General features: G+C 58.0%; 19 protein-coding genes and 1 pseudogene. 8 read left to right on the top strand and 12 right to left on the bottom strand.

The window, feature by feature from the left end; genetic code table 11:
• The first annotated feature begins 173 nt into the window (after nt 1–173).
• Nucleotides 174–536 carry a DUF6124 family protein gene (locus AD669_RS17425; RefSeq protein ID WP_053121977.1) on the top strand — a complete coding sequence of 121 codons (363 nt, stop codon included), beginning with the start codon at nt 174–176 and terminating at the stop codon, nt 534–536.
• 45 nt (nt 537–581) lie between these two features.
• On the opposite strand, the gene AD669_RS17420 is transcribed toward AD669_RS17425, so the two are convergent.
• The gene (locus AD669_RS17420) at nt 582–950 is read right to left on the bottom strand and encodes a hypothetical protein (RefSeq protein ID WP_053121975.1); all 369 of its coding nucleotides are present in this window, start codon (nt 948–950) and stop codon (nt 582–584) included.
• Between the two features lie 16 nt (nt 951–966).
• Nucleotides 967–1,518, bottom strand: coding sequence for a UDP-4-amino-4,6-dideoxy-N-acetyl-beta-L-altrosamine N-acetyltransferase (pseH, locus tag AD669_RS17415; RefSeq protein WP_053121973.1), 552 nt, complete (start codon nt 1,516–1,518; stop codon nt 967–969).
• A gap of 136 nt (nt 1,519–1,654) precedes the next feature.
• On the opposite strand from pseH, the gene AD669_RS28165 reads away from it, so the two are divergent.
• Nucleotides 1,655–1,870, top strand: a complete 216-nt coding sequence (locus AD669_RS28165) for a hypothetical protein (RefSeq protein WP_082341465.1) — start codon at nt 1,655–1,657, stop codon at nt 1,868–1,870.
• Nucleotides 1,871–2,096: 226 nt separating this feature from the next.
• On the opposite strand, the gene AD669_RS17410 is transcribed toward AD669_RS28165, so the two are convergent.
• The 6 genes and pseudogenes from AD669_RS17410 to AD669_RS17390 form a co-directional block, all read right to left on the bottom strand.
• A complete protein-coding gene (locus AD669_RS17410) occupies nt 2,097–2,891 on the bottom strand; it encodes a transporter substrate-binding domain-containing protein (protein WP_053121972.1) in 795 nt (264 codons plus the stop codon).
• An 80-nt stretch (nt 2,892–2,971) separates the two neighbouring features.
• Nucleotides 2,972–3,409, bottom strand: a complete 438-nt coding sequence (locus tag AD669_RS17405) for a PaaI family thioesterase (RefSeq protein WP_053121970.1) — start codon at nt 3,407–3,409, stop codon at nt 2,972–2,974.
• Between the two features lie 28 nt (nt 3,410–3,437).
• Complete coding sequence (locus tag AD669_RS17400; RefSeq protein ID WP_053122145.1) at nt 3,438–3,875, bottom strand: hypothetical protein; 438 nt, start codon at nt 3,873–3,875, stop codon at nt 3,438–3,440.
• Nucleotides 3,876–4,044: 169 nt separating this feature from the next.
• Nucleotides 4,045–4,155: pseudogene (locus AD669_RS28800) on the bottom strand (copper resistance protein CopB); the annotation flags it as partial.
• Nucleotides 4,156–4,179: 24 nt separating this feature from the next.
• Nucleotides 4,180–4,908 (bottom strand): SinI family restriction endonuclease, encoded by a 729-nt coding sequence (locus AD669_RS17395; protein WP_156316169.1) that lies wholly within the window; start codon nt 4,906–4,908, stop codon nt 4,180–4,182.
• A 142-nt stretch (nt 4,909–5,050) separates the two neighbouring features.
• Entirely contained in the window at nt 5,051–5,524 is a 474-nt protein-coding gene (locus AD669_RS17390; RefSeq protein ID WP_053121968.1) for a hypothetical protein, read from the bottom strand.
• 165 nt (nt 5,525–5,689) lie between these two features.
• On the opposite strand from AD669_RS17390, the gene AD669_RS17385 reads away from it, so the two are divergent.
• Together AD669_RS17385 and AD669_RS17380 are read left to right on the top strand one after the other, a co-directional pair.
• Nucleotides 5,690–6,355: a ribonuclease T2 gene (locus AD669_RS17385; protein WP_053121967.1), complete on the top strand. Its 666-nt coding sequence runs from the start codon at nt 5,690–5,692 to the stop codon at nt 6,353–6,355.
• Between the two features lie 326 nt (nt 6,356–6,681).
• Nucleotides 6,682–8,250 carry a diguanylate cyclase gene (locus AD669_RS17380; protein WP_053121966.1) on the top strand — a complete coding sequence of 523 codons (1,569 nt, stop codon included), beginning with the start codon at nt 6,682–6,684 and terminating at the stop codon, nt 8,248–8,250.
• Nucleotides 8,251–8,416: 166 nt separating this feature from the next.
• On the opposite strand, the gene AD669_RS17375 is transcribed toward AD669_RS17380, so the two are convergent.
• The gene (locus AD669_RS17375; protein WP_053121964.1) at nt 8,417–8,716 is read right to left on the bottom strand and encodes a hypothetical protein; all 300 of its coding nucleotides are present in this window, start codon (nt 8,714–8,716) and stop codon (nt 8,417–8,419) included.
• Between the two features lie 187 nt (nt 8,717–8,903).
• Between AD669_RS17375 and AD669_RS17370 the strand changes: the two genes are divergently transcribed.
• On the top strand, nt 8,904–9,344 hold the full coding sequence (locus AD669_RS17370; RefSeq protein WP_053121963.1) for a carboxymuconolactone decarboxylase family protein: 441 nt from the start codon (nt 8,904–8,906) through the stop codon (nt 9,342–9,344).
• Nucleotides 9,345–9,479: 135 nt separating this feature from the next.
• On the opposite strand, the gene AD669_RS17365 is transcribed toward AD669_RS17370, so the two are convergent.
• The 3 genes from AD669_RS17365 to AD669_RS17355 all read right to left on the bottom strand — a co-directional run bounded on the left by AD669_RS17365 (nt 9,480) and on the right by AD669_RS17355 (nt 13,042).
• The gene (locus AD669_RS17365) at nt 9,480–11,075 is read right to left on the bottom strand and encodes a DHA2 family efflux MFS transporter permease subunit (protein WP_053121962.1); all 1,596 of its coding nucleotides are present in this window, start codon (nt 11,073–11,075) and stop codon (nt 9,480–9,482) included.
• On the bottom strand, nt 11,072–12,181 hold the full coding sequence (locus AD669_RS17360; RefSeq protein WP_053121960.1) for an HlyD family secretion protein: 1,110 nt from the start codon (nt 12,179–12,181) through the stop codon (nt 11,072–11,074). The genes AD669_RS17365 and AD669_RS17360 overlap by 4 nt, the downstream gene beginning before the upstream one ends.
• A gap of 96 nt (nt 12,182–12,277) precedes the next feature.
• Nucleotides 12,278–13,042 carry a helix-turn-helix transcriptional regulator gene (locus AD669_RS17355; RefSeq protein ID WP_053121958.1) on the bottom strand — a complete coding sequence of 255 codons (765 nt, stop codon included), beginning with the start codon at nt 13,040–13,042 and terminating at the stop codon, nt 12,278–12,280.
• 98 nt (nt 13,043–13,140) lie between these two features.
• Between AD669_RS17355 and AD669_RS17350 the strand changes: the two genes are divergently transcribed.
• The 3 genes from AD669_RS17350 (at nt 13,141) to AD669_RS17340 (ending at nt 16,017) form a co-directional block, all read left to right on the top strand.
• Nucleotides 13,141–14,268, top strand: a complete 1,128-nt coding sequence (locus AD669_RS17350) for an MFS transporter (RefSeq protein ID WP_053121957.1) — start codon at nt 13,141–13,143, stop codon at nt 14,266–14,268.
• 185 nt (nt 14,269–14,453) lie between these two features.
• Nucleotides 14,454–14,945 (top strand): sigma-70 family RNA polymerase sigma factor, encoded by a 492-nt coding sequence (locus AD669_RS17345; protein ID WP_053121954.1) that lies wholly within the window; start codon nt 14,454–14,456, stop codon nt 14,943–14,945.
• Nucleotides 14,946–15,033: 88 nt separating this feature from the next.
• Nucleotides 15,034–16,017 (top strand): FecR family protein, encoded by a 984-nt coding sequence (locus tag AD669_RS17340; protein WP_053121952.1) that lies wholly within the window; start codon nt 15,034–15,036, stop codon nt 16,015–16,017.
• The last annotated feature ends 21 nt before the right edge of the window (nt 16,018–16,038 follow it).

The following is a 16,038-nucleotide window of genomic DNA, read 5'->3' as shown; positions in this document are numbered from 1 at the left end:
ACCTGATTCAGTCGCTTTCTCAGGACTCGGATTTCATGGTGGTCATGCGTGGGGCCCATTCGTGGGCGCCGGGTTCTAGTGCGACCGGTCTACCAACCCGCGTATGGCCGCCACCCTTCGTTTGGTAGCGAGGGTGATGGTTTCTTTTAGTAATCGGGCTAGAGGTTCCATCCATGTTCAAACCAACACCGAATCCACCCCAAACCGATCCCGCATCACCCTACGAATCTCTCGATTCAAAAAAACTCCACGAAGCCGCCGAACGCGCGCTCGATCATTATCTGTTGCCCGCCGACCGCATCATGGCCAGTACCAACCAGCCTGAACGTATGTACCTCGCCAATCCGAAGTACGACACCGAGTCCCTGTTGGCGAACGCCAGTGAAACGTTGGGCTCAGCCTCTGAAATGCTCATCAACTTTGCCGCTGCGCTAGGTTCCTCGCATCGCAAAACCGCGTTGGGTATTGCGCAGGTGGTGATGTTGGGGGAGTTGGCGGTGAATCAGGCGTTGGATAACGTTGAAGTGAAGGTGTAAAGCACATCCCTCTGTGGCGACGGGGCTCCGGTGCCACAGAGGGAGTCAGTTCGATTGTTTGAGGTGAGCGGAAAGATCTTCCCAGGCTTCTCTATAGCTATATCGCAACCGGGCGGTGTGCAACTTATGCAGTTGTCGCCGAATCCAGCTGTTCTTGTTTGCGAGCAGCATCTGTTCGATGTCCCGGTTTAAGGAGTCGGGTTCGAAACCTGTCCAGATTGGCGGAAGTACGCATTCCAGGTTCCCGGCGCAGACGACGGCAACTTCCGAATATAAAATCTCTTTGATCTGTTCCGGATCGTGGCCTTCGACTTGTCTGGCGATGTAGGCAAATTCAACTGCGGTGTCGACAAAGATCCACGACAACGCCTCTCTGATTTTGTATAGATCGTCCGGGCTCAGTTCACGTTTCAAAATCCGGCTCCCGGCGTTAAACGGCGCTGATTCGGTCGATCACCGGCGCCAGCGCTGGACGCTTGTTTTGCCATTCCTCTTTGGTGATTCCCAGCAGGACAACGTCGATCCGAGCGCCATCGCGCAGGATGTTCTGTCGCCGAACACCTTCCACCTCAAAGCCAAACTTCTGATGCATCTTCACCACCGCCGAGTTCATCGCCAGCACTTCGCAATTCAGCTTCTCCAGACCTGCGACACCAAATGCGTAATCGAGCATCCAGAACTCCACCACACTGCCCAGCCCTTTGCCCTGCAACCCGACATCCAGATAAAACGCCCAATCCGCTGTTTTCTGCAGATCATTGATCGCGTTCAACGAAACAACCCCAACCGCTTGCTCATCCTTGATCACCACAAACACTTGCTGCCGCGCGTTTCCCTTTAAGGAGGCGAGCCAGTTCGCATGTTCCTGTTGGCTGATTTCGTGCGAGGTGTACATGTATTTGCGCACGTCCGGCTGGTTGCGCAGGGTGCGGACGTGGGCCTGAATGACGGGGCTGGCGTCGGTGAGGAGGAGGAATTGCATGGGGATGTCCTTGTCGGGCGGAGGGTCGATTCTGAACCGCTGCTGTCGATCGGCAAAGTTTCATGTAAGCGCGTGCGGGGCGGGCCTAGGATGTTGGCACAAGATCGTCGTTTTTCATCCCGAGGGGAATCGTGCCATGCGCCTGAATGTTGCCAAAGTGCTGTTGGTTGCCGCTGTTGTGTCGGTTCTGAGTGCTTGTTCGGGGGCGGGTGGGTTGACCACGACCAGTTGTTTTTCTACTGATTGTCAGTCGCCGGATGGGCGCAATAATGCGACGACGTTGAAGTTTGGCGGGAACAGTATTGGTAGCAGTTTGAATCAGTACAGTTCCGGGATGTTGCATGAGGATTGATGGGGGAACACATAACTTGTAGTGAGGGGATTTATCCCCGATGGACTGCAAGGCAGTCCCAGACTTCTTTGATATAAGAAGCAGGGGCCGCTTCGCGACCCATCGGGGATAAATCCCCTCGCCACAGGATTTTGTGTGGGACACAGGATTTTGTCTGAGGCACAGAATTTATGTGTAAGACACAAGATCATGTGTGAGGCACAGGGTTAGTGTCAGGCATCATTAATCATTGCGGTACGGCAATCCATTCGCCCAGGGTTTGCTGGTATTTGCCTGTGGCTTTGCTCAGGTGCAGCCATTGATCGACATACTGTTTCCAGCTGATGTCATCGCGCGGCAGTAAATAAGCCTTCTCGCCGTACTGCATATATTGATGCGGGTTCACCGCGCACAATCTCGGTTTGAGTTTCTGCTGATACAGCGCTTCCGAGGCGTCGGTGATCATCACGTCGGCCTTGTTGTCGAGCAGTTGCTGGAAGATCGTCACGTTGTCGTGCAACGCCAGTTGCGCCTTGGGCAGGAAGGCGTGGACGAAAGCTTCGTTGGTGCCGCCGGCGGGTTCGACGAGGCGCACGTTGGGCTGGTTGATCTGTTCGACCGTTTGATACTTGTTCACCTCCGCGCAGCGCACCAACGGGATCTTGCCGTCGGTGTCGAGGGTGTTGCTGAAGTAGGCTTTTTTCTGCCGCTCAAGCGTTACCGAAATGCCGCCCATGCCGATGTCGCATTTGCCGGCCTGCATGTCGGGCATCAGGGTTTTCCAGGTGGTCTGCACCCATTCGACTTTGACGCCGAGGCTGTCGGCCAGCGAGCGGGCCATGGCGATGTCGATTCCTTCGAATTCACCGTCGGGGCGTTTGAAGGTGTAGGGCTTGTAGTCGCCGGTGGTGCAGACGCGTAACTGGCCTTGTTGCTGGACGGTGTCGAGGTGTGAGCTTGGCTCGTTTGCCTCGTTTGCCTGAGCACCGAAAGCGAGAGACAGGAGGGTGCCGAGCAATACTGATTTTTTGGAGTTGTGCATATTTACCGGGCTTCTATGAATGGGTTGATCCGTGAATGATGGCGTTCAGTTAAACACGATCACACTATGGATCCGCAATCCTAGACCCTGCTAAACGAGTGGTCACTGATTCGAAAAGTTGCCGTTGCCGTAGCCAGGACGTTGCCTGACGCGTCACTCAGTTGGCCCGAGGTAAAACAGATTTCACGCTTGAGGTGCTCAATGCGCCCTGTGCCAAAAATTCGCCCTGGTAATGCCGGATTGATGTAGTTGGTTTTCGATTCGACGGTGACCGCAATCTGATTTGCTGCCAGGCACGCATAGAGCGCTGGCCCCATGCAGTCGTCAAGCATCGCTGCAAGCATCCCACCTTGAATATTGCCCATGAGATTGGTGAGTGAAGCGCTGGCTTCAAAAACAATGTGCGCCTCGCTTTTTTCCTCGTCGTAATCAATGAATGTCCAGCCCAATAACTTGGCGGCGTCAGGCGTTGGCAACTCACCGTTAATGACTTTCCAGAACAGGGCATCGGTATTCATATCGAGTAGCCTCTCAGGGGGCCGAGGTTTATAAATATTGGCCAGATAACACTGCGAACGCAAAACCGGCGAGGGTCAGCAACCCGATCGAGCAGACACTCAACACCGGTGTGGGGGCCTTGGTTTTTTTTCGCACATAGAGGGTGACTGCGAGCGGTGGTACGACGGCAATCAAGCAGAAAACTTGAAAGGCAAGTAACTGTGGAAAACCCCATTGCTGCGAAAACAATAGGTACAGCATCAGTATTCCCGATACCCCTAGCGCGAAATTGGTAGCCCCGACCACTCGGATCAGCGCCATCAGCAGGATTTGCATTGCAGGGTCGACATCTTGCCAAGGTCGAGCGACCGCTACGCTGTGATAGGGCATGAACTCTGATCGCACAAGGTAAGCAGCGGCGAGTATCAGTACGCCAAGAAAAGCCAATCCGTAACAGATCAACGCAAACCAGGTGAGCGCATTCATGTTCATGCCTCCAATCCACTCGGGACGGATGGGCGATTCACTGCATCGCGGAGAAGGGCTCTAACCTAGTTTTTTTATCGGAAGGCTGTCTACTGTCAGAAGTAACAGGTGGTTGTTTGTCCATAGGTTTGAAAGGCATTCAAAACCACATCCGCACGCCAATCACGAGGCCAACATCGGCGTCCTGCCATTGGAGTTTCTCGGCAAGGAAGTAACTTCGATCGCACTGTAACTGATGGCCACCGGGGCTGGTGAATACAGCGGCGCGGTCGGTGTCGGTCGACAGTTGGTTGTCAGTTTGGGTTTACCAAGACAACTCAGTTTGATTGGGTGAGACCGGTGTAGGCGCAGTTTTGGCTAGGAACAGATAGTGCCTGACGAACAGGTTAAAACCGTTCTCACTCAATAAAGGCGCGAGCTCGGCGTCTGGGAAAGCTGCCCAGTTGGTTTCTTCCTTATTCGAGAACGTCCGGTGCCAGTGTTTGATACTCGTGCCATTACGCACAGTGATCGAAGAGGAGTTCTCAGTGTTGCTCCGGTTTTTGACCTGCAATGTCGTCCAGATGTTGTCTGACGTCGTTGGAGGCTTGATGAAGTCAATCGCTTTGGCGGTCGAACCCGAACACCACACCCATCCCTTCGGTTCCAAGACGTCCGCCAGATACCGTTCTAACAAATCACCGATGATGTTTTCTGCCCCCATAGACAGACGATGTTCTTTTTGGATTCTTTTGAGGTCAGCCGGAGCGCAGCCGAAATAGTCTTGCAGGACTACGGAGACCATGTTGTCCGGAACTGTTTTAGGTTCCTTTGGCTTTCTACCGCGCCTGCCATCCGCGAATCTTTTCGCCAGCAGTTCGATATAGTGGACGCTACCCACTGGAAATGCTGAACCCTTGCGCTGTGGACCTGACTCAGGGTGTAAGTTCAAAAAACGAATGAGGTGTGCGAACTTTTCGCCCAGTCTCGGATTGTAATGTGCGATGGCTATGCGGGCAGTTTGTTCTGGATCGTTTGGAATATGGATGTTCACAATCCCTGTGCCTTTTTCACTTATGAATGGGTGGCCATCATGATGCCATTGTTTTCATCAGTGAGCTTGAAAGGGGCCGAACCTATAGCGAATTTTTTGTGCGCAGCTTCGCGCGACGCAACGTGCTGCGCACAAATTTTTTTCAGATCTTCAACCCCGCCTGCACAACCCCCAGCAACCCCGACTCAGTCAAAGCCACTGCATCCTGCTGCGGCCCGGATCGATCGATGGTCTGTAACCACCAATGTGTCATCTGGTGTTCATCCACGGTTCTCAGCAAGGCAAGCTCATCGCCTGAGGTGTGGATCTCGACGCGACCCGCACCGTCCTCAGTAAACCGCGCAATCGGATCAAACCTAAGGCTGTGCTCATTGCCTTCGATCACCAGTTGATCCACCGCGTAATCATGACTTTCGCCATCCGGCGACGTTTCACACACGTGGGTCGGGTTGCGCCGGATCTTCAATCCGACTTCCGCCACGGGCTGCAACCACGCCTCGATGCGGTGGTACAGGCTGTCCACTTGTTTGGCCCAGCAATCGATCTCCAGCGTCGCATCCGCTTGGGTGTGCCGGGTTTGCTTGAGCTTCGCGGCGAGTTCGTCTGCTTTACTCATTTCGGTTCCCTTGGTTTGATGTCTGCCTGTTAATCGTAGACCTTGCAGCGGCGTACGGCCTTGCCTTGCGTCATGCGCCGGCGCTGTCAGCGTGCCTCATTCATTACAAATCACGTCAGGTCAGCATCGAAAACCACGGGCGCAGGCGTCTCAGGGAGCGGGTACATGAAAAAGCTGTTTACAATTTTCGCGCTGATCGTGCTGACGGCCGGTAGCATCGGGCTGATCTCGTCACGTCAGTCGCCGAGCCATAAGGAGCGGCCGGAAGCAGTGGCGGGGGCGTTCGATTATTACTTGCTGACGCTGTCGTGGTCGCCGACGTTTTGCCTGACGCACAAGGATGACGCGCAGTGTTCGGGCAAGGGTTACGGCTTTGTTTTGCATGGATTGTGGCCACAGTATGCGCAGGGCGGCTGGCCGCAATCGTGTCCGCCGCTGAGCAAGCTTTCGGCTGAACAACGTAGCAAAGGCCTGACGTTGTTCCCGACGCAGAAATTGCTCTATCACGAATGGCGCAAGCACGGCACGTGCAGCGGGCTCGGTGCGACGGGCTACTTAGATGCGGCGGACAAAGCGCTGGCGGCGGTGAACATCCCTGAGCAGTTGCAGCCGTTTGGTGATTCCTATTACTTCAAGGCGCAGGAGATCGCTGATCTGTTCCGTAAAAGCAATCCGAAGATTCCGGCTGATGGCATTGCGGTGATTTGCAGTGGGCCGGAGTTGGCGGAAGTGCGTGTTTGTCTGGGCAAGGATTTGCGCTTTGCAGCGTGTGGCAAGGGGGTGAGGACGCAGTGCCGGAAGGGGGATATTCGGGTGCCGCCGAAGCGTTGAGTCCATCCGAAACTGTTTAACCTGTGGTGAGGGAGCTTGCTCCCGCTTGAGTGCGTAGCGCTCATGAGATTTTTGGGGCCGCTTCGCAGCCCAGCGGGGATGAATCCCCTTGCCACAGGGGGTTGTGTGATGTCTGGCACTTCAGAATGGATTAACCGTAAAGAAGCAATCGAAAATAAATCTGCCAACAGCGATCATCCTAATTCGCGGCGCGCCGATACAACGGGACGGGATCGTGGCGTTTGCCCCGAGCACCCCGGTGGACTACGCTCAGACCGTAAGGGTTTCGGGCCTACGCCCTTGTCGTACCTGCCCAGGACACGCTTTTGCCTATTCCCATTCACGATCCGCAACAGGCTCCCGGCGCGCTGAAGCGCCTGCCACTGCGTAAAGCGGCTGTGCTGTTTATCGTTGCGGTGTGCCTGTGTCTGTTCGGCTTGCTCTACCTGCAACTGGAGCAGTCGCGGCGTCAGGATCTGGCCGTGGCGAAAGTGGCATCGAGCAACCTGACCCGGGCGATGGCGCAACAGGCCGAGGACACGTTTCACTCCGCCGATCTGGTGATGACCAGTCTGGTCGACTGGATTGAGGACGACGGTTACGGCGCGACGCAGAAGCCGCGTTTGCAGAAAACCTTCGCCCGGCGCGTGCAGCAGATGGAGCAGTTGCACGGCATCTTTTTCTTCGACAAACAGGGCCAGTGGATCATCACTTCGTTCGCCGATTTGCCCCGTGGCAACGGCGTGGCCGATCGCGATTACTTCAAGTTTCATCAGCAGAATGAATCGACGCTGGCGCACATCGGCCCGGCGATTCGCAGCCGTGAGAACGGCGAATGGATCATCCCGATCTCGAAACGCGTCAATGACCACGCCGGCAATTTTCAGGGTGTGCTGATGGCCGGGATCAAGATGGCGTACTTCGATCAGTTCTTCAAAAGCTTCAGCCTCGACGACAACGGCATCATGTTCCTCGGCCTGACTGACGGCACGCTGTTGGCGCGTCGACCGTTTGAAGAAAACCTCATTGGTACGTCGCTGGCGCAAGGGCGGATTTATCAGAAGTTGCTGCCGGAAGCCCAGTCCGGCACGGCGATGATCAGGTCGGTGGTCGATGACGTCGTGCGTTTGTATGGCTATCGGCAACTGGGGTCGTATCCATTGGTGGTCGCCGCAGCGTCGTCGCGCGACACGATTCTCAAGGGTTGGTATGAGCGCGCGTTTCAGTCCAGCGTGATCATTGCGCTGGTGATTTTGGGCGTCGGCTTGTTCGGCTGGGTGTTCATCCATCAGGTGCGCAATGGCGAGCGCATCGAGAAGAATCTGCGCAGAGCCCAACTCGCGCTGGAGCAGATTGCGACCCACGACAGCCTGACCGGACTGGCCAATCGGCGCTTGTTCGAACGTTCGCTGGAAATTGAATTTGCCCGTGGCGCGCGGCAGGTGAGTCCGGTGAGCCTGATCATGCTCGATATCGATTTCTTCAAGCGCTACAACGATGCCTACGGCCATGTCGCCGGTGATCATTGCCTGATGCAGGTGGCGCAAGTGGTCAAGACTTGTTGTCAGCGCAAGGCGGATCTGGCGGTGCGTTACGGCGGTGAAGAGTTTGCGGTGTTGCTGCCGGATACTGACATCAACGGCGCATTGGCGATTGCCGGGCAGATTCGCCGCAGCGTGATCGATAAACACATCATCCACAGCGGCTCGCCCACCGGGTATCTGACGGTGAGCCTGGGTTGCTATGCGTTTATTCCTAGCGGCAATGACAGTCTGGAAACGTTCATCCACCGCGCTGATGCGGCGTTGTATCAAGCGAAAAATGCCGGGCGCAATCGCGCGGCGGTGTTATCGCTGGACGGCGGAATCGCCGAACTCATGCGCTCCGATCGCTAATCCAGAATCCAACACAAAACCCCTGTGGGAGCGAGCTTGCTCGCGAAGGCGCTGTGTCAGATAAACAATTTTTACCTGACACACCGCCTTCGCGAGCAAGCTCGCTCCCACATGGAATCTGCATCATTTGGGTGATCGGTGATCACCACGGATGGCTCTTGTTCGTTCAGCCGCCCGTGCCACCGCCCGCACCGCCAGTCCCGCCGCCGGCCGAACCGGTGCCGCCGCCCGCGCCTGAGCCCGAACCGCTGGAACCGCCATTGGTGCCGGTGCCCGAACCTCCGCCGTCGGAACCGTTGCCGCCAGAAGGCGCGCCCGGTGTGTTATCCGGTGGCATGGTCGAGCCGCTGGTGGCGCCGGATTTGGTGCCAGTGGCGTCAGCGCCATCGTTGGCCGCGAAGCTGGCGGCCGAAGCCGTGGCGAGCAGGCCGGCGAGCAATAATGAAGTGAAAGTGCGCGTCTTCATGGTACGTCTCCAAAAAGGGGATTTACCTGATATTGGTCTGACGCGCTGAAGCGTTGGTGCCGGTCGGCTGACCAGCGGTCGATCGCGTGGCCAAGTGGCCTACTGTTCTTCTGGAATATTGGCTATTTGCCGAACCCCGCGCCGGGACTAACGTAGTCACACATTCACTCGCCCCCGGATACTCACCATGAAAGCTCGTACCGATTTCTACACCGCTTCCCCGGACGCCCTGAAAGCGATGATCGCCCTCGAAACCGCCGTTTCCAAACTGCCACTGGAAAAGACCCTGGTTGAACTGGTCAAGCTGCGCGCTTCGCAAATCAACGGCTGCGCCTTCTGCATCGACATGCACACCGCCGATGCAATCAAGGGCGGCGAAACCCCGCGTCGTCTGTTCGCCGTGACCGCATGGCGTGAAGCGCCGTTCTTCAGCGACCGCGAACGCGCCGCGCTGCTGTGGACTGAATCGCTGACCCAACTGAGCCTGACCCACGCACCGGATGAAGATTACGAAGTAGTCGCGGCGCAGTTCACCCCGAAAGAACTGGTCGACCTGACCGTGGCAATCAGCACCATCAACAGCTGGAATCGCCTGGCCGTCGGCTTCCGCAAAACCCCACAAGCCTAACTCCTCCCTACACAAAACCCACTGTAGGAGCTGCCGAAGGCTGCGATCTTTTGCTCTTGTCTTTTAAAAACAAAATCAACAGATCGCAGCCTTCGGCAGCTCCTACACGGGAATGTGGTGATTTTGGGATCGGGATCAATGCCCATCCGCACTCGGCGCGGCCGGTGGTTGTACCTTGCGCATCAAGGGCACCATCGCCGTGGCGATGACGAAGCAGACCATGATCATCAGAAAGGTGTCGCCGTAGGTTTGCGTCTGCGCCTCGCGGTACGTCAGCAACCACAACTGGCGCAGGCTGGCGGTGACGCCGACGTCACCGCTTTGGCCCAGCGTGGCGAAGTTGCCGCCGACCTGCGACAGCCACTGATTCATCGCCTCATTGCTGCTGTTCAGATGCTCGGCCAACCGCGTGAAATGCAGGTTGGTACGGTCATTGAGAATGGTCGCACACGCCGCAATCCCAATCGCCCCACCTAGATTGCGCATCAGGTTGAACAGGCCCGACGCATGCTTCAAGCGTGCTGGCGCCAACCCTCCCAAGGTCAATGTCACCGCCGGCGGCACCGCCAGTTGCTGAGCAATTCCGCGCAGTGCTTGCGGCAGCATCAATTGCCCCGCGCCCCAGTCGTGGGTGATCGGGCTGAATTCCCACATCGACACCGCGAACAACCCCAACCCGACCATCATGATCCAGCGCAGATCGACGCGATTGGCGAGAAAGGCGTACAGCGGAATCGCCATGATCTGGAACACGCCGGTGGAGAAAACCGCCAGACCAATGTCCAGCGCGCTGTAGCCGCGCACCCGGCCGAGAAACAACGGCGTCAGATAAATCGTCGCAAACAGGCCGATGCCGGTGACAAAGGAAAAGAAGCAGCCGAGGGCGAAATTGCGATCCTTCAAGGCGCGCAGATCAACGATCGGATTGGCCACGTGCAAGGTTCGGCCAATGAAGGCCAATCCGGCGAGCCCGCTGATCCACGCCGTGGTCAAAATCGTCTGGTCGCTGAACCAGTTCCAGCGCGGGCCTTCTTCGAGGGTGTATTCGAGGCAGCCGAGAAACAGCGCGAGAAAGACCATGCTCAGATAGTCCGCGCCCTTGAGCAGCGACAATTCCGGTTGGTCGATTTTCACCAGCATCGGCACTGCCACGGCGACAAAAATCCCCGGCACCAGATTGATGTAGAACAGCCAGTGCCACGACGAAATATCGGTGATCCAGCCGCCAATCACCGGGCCCATGGTTGGCGCCAATGAGGCGACCGCGCCAATGGTCGCCGCTGCGATTACTCGCTGTTTGCCGGTGAAGAAAAAGAACGCGGTGGTGAACACCAGCGGAATCATCGAGCCGCCGAGAAAACCTTGCAGGGCGCGAAAAGCGATCATGCTCTGGATGTTCCAGGCGATGCCGCAGAGCAGACTGGCGAGGGTGAAACCGACTGCCGACGCGCAGAACAACCACCGCGTCGAGAACACGCGCGACAGCCAGCCCGACAAGGGAATCACGATGATTTCGGCGATCAAATAACTGGTCTGCACCCACGCGGTTTCATCGGTGCCGGCGGACAATCCACCGCCAATATCGCGCAACGAAGCGGAGACGATCTGGATGTCGAGCAACGCGATAAACATGCCGATGCACATCGTCGCGAAGGCGAATACCTTGGTCGCGGTGGCCATGTCCGCCGCGTTGAACGGTTGCGCAGGGGCGGCGAGGGCGGCGGCGCTCATGGCGCGACGGCCACGGCGCTGGTTTCAGGCTGGGCGCGGGTGTCGACTTCTGCTGTCACTGACAGCCCCGGGCGCAGGTGGCCGAGCACGCCGTCCGCCGGGTCGAGGAGGATGCGCACCGGCACCCGCTGAACGATTTTGGTGAAGTTGCCGGTGGCGTTTTCCGGCGGCAACACGCTGAACTGCGAGCCGGTGGCGGGGGCGAGGCTGTCGAGACGACCGTGGAATTCCTGTCCGGACAGCACATCGGCGCGGATGCTTACGCGTTGGCCGGGTTTCATCCGCGCCAATTGGTCTTCCTTGAAATTGGCATCGACCCACAAGCCGCTGGCCGGCACCACCGACAGTTGTTGCGAACCGGCCTGCGCATAAGCGCCAACCCGTGCGCGGCGGTTGCCGATCACGCCATCCACCGGCGCACGCAATTCGGTGTAGCCGAGATTCAACTGCGCCAGATCACGTTCGGCGCGAGCCTGCTGCAGGGCGGCGCGGGCCTGTTGTTTTTGCGTATCGATCACCGCGAGTTGGCGTTGCGCGGCGAGCAGTTCGGCCTGGGCGCGGGCGCTCAAGGCTTGCGCGGTTTTGAAGGTTGCGTCGGCGCGTTGCGCACTTTCGACCGACACGGCATTGGTCGTCACCAGACGTTTGTAGCGGGCGTTGTCGTCACGCGAGCGCGCGGTTTCGGCGCCTGCCGCATCGATGCCGGCGCGGGCCTGGCCGATCACAGCTTGTTGCAGTTGTTCAGTGGCGTCGAGGTTAGCCAGCAGCGCTTCTTCAGCGGCGACCGCGCCTTCGCTTTTCGCCAGATTGGCGCGGTAGTCGCGCGCGTCGAGACGGATCAGCACATCGCCGGCCTTGACGTGCTGGTTGTCGCTGACCAGCACTTCGTCGATGTAACCGGCGACTTTCGGCCCGATCACCGTGACGTCGCCTCCGATGTAGGCATCGTCGGTCTCTTCGAGAAAACGTCCAGCGCCCCACCAATGCACGGCGTACACGCCGGCGAAAATCAGCGCGAGTAAACCGACGCCCGCAAGCAGCACGCGTTTAAGCAGGGGAGGCTTGGCCTTCACCGCAACAGGTTCGAGGGTGGGCATGCTGGTCATGGCGGAATACCTGCGCAAATGGTTCGTTATTACGGCTGTAATATGACGCAGGTAATATTTAGTGGCAATTTATTTCTGATGCCGATCGTCAGTTGTTTATTTGAGCCAGTGTCCGGGCGTGCTGCCGGTCATTGATTTGAAGAAAGCGATAAACGCGCTGTCGCTGGCGAAACCCAGTTCGAACCCGCAATAGCTGAGGCTGCGCCCGGTGGCGAGCAATTCCATGGCGCGCATCAACCGCCATTGCTGACGCCATTGTTGATAGCTCATGCCGGTTTCGCGTTGGAAGATCCGCCCGATCGTGCGGCTGCTGGCGCCGATCTGTTGTTCCAGCGTTTGCATCTCCGGGGGTAATCGTTCCGGCGTAGTCAGCAGCGGCGCCAGACGCTTGTCCCGAGGCAGGGGCAATAGCATCGGTTGCTGCGCCGCTTCAGCGATTTCGCTCAGGCACAAACCGAGTAAATGGGCGAATTTGCCCTGTTGCCAATCGGTGTCGAAATCCGCTGTTGCGATCGGCTCCAGCACGGCGCGCAGCAGTGAGCTGACCTCAATCACGCAGACCTGCTGCGGCAGCTCGGCGCACAGTTCGGCAGTCAGGTAGATCGAACGGTAATCGACACTGTGCTGCATCACCGCGCGATGACTCACGCCCGGCGGAATCCACGCCGCCCGCGACGGTGGCAACAGACACAATTGCTGGGCCAGCGTAATGCGCGTGCAGCCCTGACGGGTGAATAGCAGTTGCCCGCGTTGATGTTGATGCAGGCCGGAATCGTGATCACCCAGGGTCGCGGCGATGCCGATCACCGGCGCGCGGTAACTGTCAGCGTCAAACGTTGCGTGGGCATCGAGCCAAGCCATGGGTTGTCCGATTTCAGCGATAAGTTGGCAGGATTCGGATAATACGCCAGTCGCCGCTTCTTAAACTCCTCTGCGGTTTACTTGAGGAGTTACGAAGGATGAACAACAGAAATCTGTTGCTGCTGGCGATCGCGCTGCTGATGTTTCCGCAGATCGCGCAAACCCTGTACAGCCCGGCGCTGGGCGATATCGGTCGGGTGTTTGACGTCGGCCCCGAAGCGGCGGCGCAAACTTTATCGGTGTATTTCCTCGCGTTTGCCGTGGGCGTGGTGGTGTGGGGCCGGTTGTGCGATCGCATCGGCCGGCGTCCAACGATGCTTGCAGGGCTGGCGATCTATGCATCGGCGACGGTGATCGGCTTGCGGGTTGGCAGTTTTACCGGGTTGTTAGCGGTTCAGGCGGTGGCGGCGTTTGGTGCGGCGGTCGGCTCGGTGGTGACGCAAACCGTATTGCGCGACCGCTTCAAGGGCGCGGAGCTCGCGCAGGTTTTTTCAATAATGGGCATCGCGCTGGCGGCCAGTCCGGCGATCGGTTTGTTCAGCGGTGCCAGTCTGGTGCAGGCCTTTGGTTATCGCGGTGTCCTCGGCGCTTTGCTAGTGCTTGCCGTGCTGCTCTTGCTGTGGAGTATGTACAACCTGCCGGAAACCCGGCCGGAGCAACTGCCGCCGGTGAGTCTGTTTGAAACCCTTGGGCGCATGTTGCGTGACCTGGGTATCTGGCGTTCGGCGCTGTGGATTGCCTCCTTCAATGTCGCCCTGTTCAGCTACTACAGCCTCGCGCCGTTCCAGTTTCAGCGGCTGGGCTTGAGTGACACGTTGTTCGGCTACAGCGGCGTGATCCTCGCGCTGGGCTCGGGGTTCGGCGCGTGGTTCAACAAGCGTTTGTTAAAGGCCGGGGTCGCGGCGATGCAGTTGATTCGCCTCGCGGCTGTCAGCGGTTTGCTCGGTGGTCTGGGCGTTTGGTGGTTGCAGGACAGTGCGGCGTTTGTGCTGCCGATGTTGCTGATCGTGCTGGCGTTCGGTATGGCGATCCCGAATATCTTGGGGATGGCGCTGGTTGATTATTCGGATCGATTGGGTACCGCCGGGGCGTTGTTGGGGCTGTTCTATTACCTGTTGATTGGCGCGGGGTTGATGCTTGCTGGTTGGTCGCAGGCGCTTGGCGAAACCTTGATTGTGTGCAGCGCCCTGGCGTTGCTCCTGACAATAAAGTCAGCCGCTAAATGATCACTTTGTAGGAGCTGCCGAAGGCTGCAATCTTTTGATTTTGTCTTTTAAAGCAAGATCAAAAGATCGCAGCTTTCGGCAGCTCCTACAGGGGGGAATGTACGCAGGCAACGGAATGAATTGCCGGGGTTAATAGGAAGCATTACTATTCACGCCCCTTTCCTCAGCACGCCGCCCATACCCCAATGCGTCCCCGCAGACCCGGCTTTTTCGAGCATTACGAAGAGTTGATCGGCACCTGGACTCGTCGCCTGCGCAATCGCGCGCAGGCCGAGGATCTGGCGCACGACACCTTTGTGCGGGTGCTCGAATCCGATTCGGCGACGGTGCAGCAGCCTCGGGCGTATTTGCATCAGACCGCACGCAATATCGCGGTCGACGGTTATCGGCGTGAGGATCGGCGGGGCGCCATGGAGTCGGAGGCGATCGATCACAGTGCGTCGTCGTCCGGCGACCCGGAGCATTACATGCATGCGATCCAGTTGGCCGACTCCATCGAGCGGGCGCTGAGCGAGCTGCCGGTCAATTGCCGGAAGATTTTCGTCTGGCAGAAGATCGAAGGCCTGACCCAGGCCGAAATCGCCGAACGCCTGGGCCTGTCCAAGAACATGGTCGAAAAGTATATGATCCGCACCCTGCGGCATTTGCGTGATCGCCTGGACGGGTTGCAGTCGTGATGGTGTGTGTCGTTGAAAAGATCGCAGCCTTCGGCAGCTCCTACAGGGGGCTGTGTGTCTTTATATTCCCGGCCGGACAGGACATTCCATGATGGATACTCGTGATTGCGCGTGCGGGCAAACAACGGTGCGCGATGATGCGGCGCGCTGGTTTGTGCGTTTGCAGGAGCCGGTGGTCAGTGCCGACGAGCAGCAACGCTTCGACGCCTGGCTGAATGAGCATCCGCAGCACCGTGACGAATTCCAGTTGCTTCAAGGCCTGTGGACGGCCGCTGATTTACTGCCGGCGCCACGCCTCAAAGCCTTGGTTGAAACTCCACCGGCGCGCCGCGAACGACGTCCGTTGTTACGTTATGCCGTGGCCGCGAGTGTGGTGGCAGTGGCGCTCGGCCTCGGTCTGTTCAGCGGTTTGAATCATCCGGGCGGTTACCGCGCCGAATTCAGCACCGCGATGGGCGAGCGCAAACACGTAGCGCTGCCGGACGGTTCGGTGATCGATCTGAACAGCCGTAGCCGCTTGCAGGTGCGCTTCGAAAAAGATCGCCGATTGATCGAATTGAGCGAAGGTGAGGCGATGTTCAGCGTTGAACACGACACCTCGCGACCGTTCGTGGTCGAGGCCGGCAGCGGCAAGGTCACGGTCACCGGCACCCGTTTCGATGTGCGCCGCGACGTCACGCAAACCCGCGTGGCGGTGGAGCAGGGCACGGTGAAAGTGCAGGGCCACAATGCGCCGGACAACGACTTCATCAGCCTGACCGCAGGCCTCGGTACCTACGTCGATGCCCAAGGCAAAGTCGCTGCCGCCTATGCGGTGAACCCCGCAGAACTCACCGCATGGCGCAGCGGCAAACTGGTGTTCAACAACGCCAGCCTCAGCGAAGTGGCCGCGGAAGTATCGCGTTATCGCGAGAAGCCGCTGACCGTCAGCAACCCTGCGGTGGCCAGTCTGCGCCTGACCAGCGTGTTCAAATCCGACAACACCGAAGCCTTGCTCAAAGCCTTGCCGAGCATCCTGCCAGTGGCCGTTCGCACCCATGCGGATGGCAGTCAGGAAATTATTTCAAAATAAAATTCAGGTTTTTTTCGAGTT

It is taken from the genome of Pseudomonas sp. P1.31 (assembly GCF_001269815.1).
GTDB lineage: Bacteria > Pseudomonadota > Gammaproteobacteria > Pseudomonadales > Pseudomonadaceae > Aquipseudomonas > Aquipseudomonas rustica.
The sequence above is the reverse complement of the archived record's forward strand: the minus strand, read 5'-3'. Positions and strand labels throughout refer to the sequence as shown.